A 1,237-nucleotide genomic window follows, 5' to 3' on the forward strand; every position below is an offset into this window, starting at 1 on the left:
GGGGGGGGGGGCCACGGGCACTGTGCCTGGGGACCCCCACCCCCGACCCCTCCCCGCAAGGGGGAGGGGAGATGAGAGGCCGAGGCGAGATAAATACGATGACTTCAACGAGCGCCTTGAACCGGTGCTGACTTGAGACGAGTAACCGAATGAAATTCGAAAAGACCCCGGGCTGGCTGGATTGGTACCAAGGCCCCTCGAAGCCGACCTTCAAAGTGCCGGCGGGCGCCGTCGATGCGCATTGCCATGTGTTCGGGCCGGGGGACGCGTTTCCGTTCGCGCCGGAGCGTAAATACACGCCGTGCGATGCGTCGAAGCAGCAGCTCTACGCGCTGCGGGATCATCTCGGCTTCGCCCGCAATGTCGTGGTGCAGGCGACCTGCCATGGCGCCGACAACCGGGCGATGGTCGATGCGCTGGTGCATTCGAACGGCAAGGCGCGCGGCGTCGCGACGGTTCGCCGCAGCGTCACCGACGACGAGCTGAAAGCGATGCACGACGCCGGCGTGCGCGGCGTGCGCTTCAACTTCGTCAAGCGGCTGGTCGACTTCACCCCGAAGGATGAGCTGGTCGAAATCGCCGAGCGCATCGCCAAGCTCGGCTGGCACGTGGTGATCTATTTCGAAGCGGTCGATCTGCCCGAGCTGTGGGACTTCTTCACCGCGCTGCCGACCACCGTGGTGGTCGATCACATGGGCCGGCCGGACGTCACCAAGCCGGTCGACGGCCCGGAATTCGAGCTGTTCGTCCGTTTCATGCGCGAGCATACCAACGTCTGGTCGAAGGTCAGTTGCCCGGAGCGGCTGTCGGTGTCCGGCCGGCCGGCGCTGAACGGCGAGCAGAACGCTTATCGCGACGTGATCCCGTTCGCCCGCCGCATCGTCGAGACCTTCCCGGACCGCGTGCTGTGGGGCACCGACTGGCCGCACCCCAATTTGAAGGACCACATGCCCGACGACGGCCTGCTGGTCGACTTCATCCCGCACATCGCGACCACTGAGGAACTTCAAACTAAACTACTGGTCGACAACCCGATGCGGTTGTATTGGCCGGAGGAGAAATGATCCGATCGCCCGCGCGGCGTGCACGGATGTCAGCTCTCCCCGCGCGCGGGGAGAGGTCGACGCGCATCGTCAGATGCGCGTTGGGTGAGGGGGCGCCTCCGCAGGGCCGAGCGGCTCAGACTCGCGGAGACGCCCCCTCACCCCACCCCTCTCCCCGCATGCGGGGAGAGGGA

At 66.0% G+C, this 1,237-nt stretch carries 1 protein-coding gene; it reads left to right on the forward strand.

Going from position 1 to position 1,237, the window contains the following annotated elements:
• Nucleotides 1-149: 149 nt before the first annotated feature.
• Nucleotides 150-1,064 (forward strand): amidohydrolase family protein, encoded by a 915-nt coding sequence (locus IP86_RS14560; RefSeq protein ID WP_054163256.1) that lies wholly within the window; start codon nt 150-152, stop codon nt 1,062-1,064.
• Nucleotides 1,065-1,237: the final 173 nt, after the last annotated feature.

Origin of the sequence: Rhodopseudomonas sp. AAP120 (assembly GCF_001295845.1) — a bacterium.
GTDB lineage: Bacteria > Pseudomonadota > Alphaproteobacteria > Rhizobiales > Xanthobacteraceae > Rhodopseudomonas.

Coding starts and splice junctions, on each gene's coding strand:
- IP86_RS14560 (WP_054163256.1), top strand. CDS start 150: ATGAAATTCGAAAAGACCCCGGGCTGGCTGGATTGGTACCAAGGCCCC.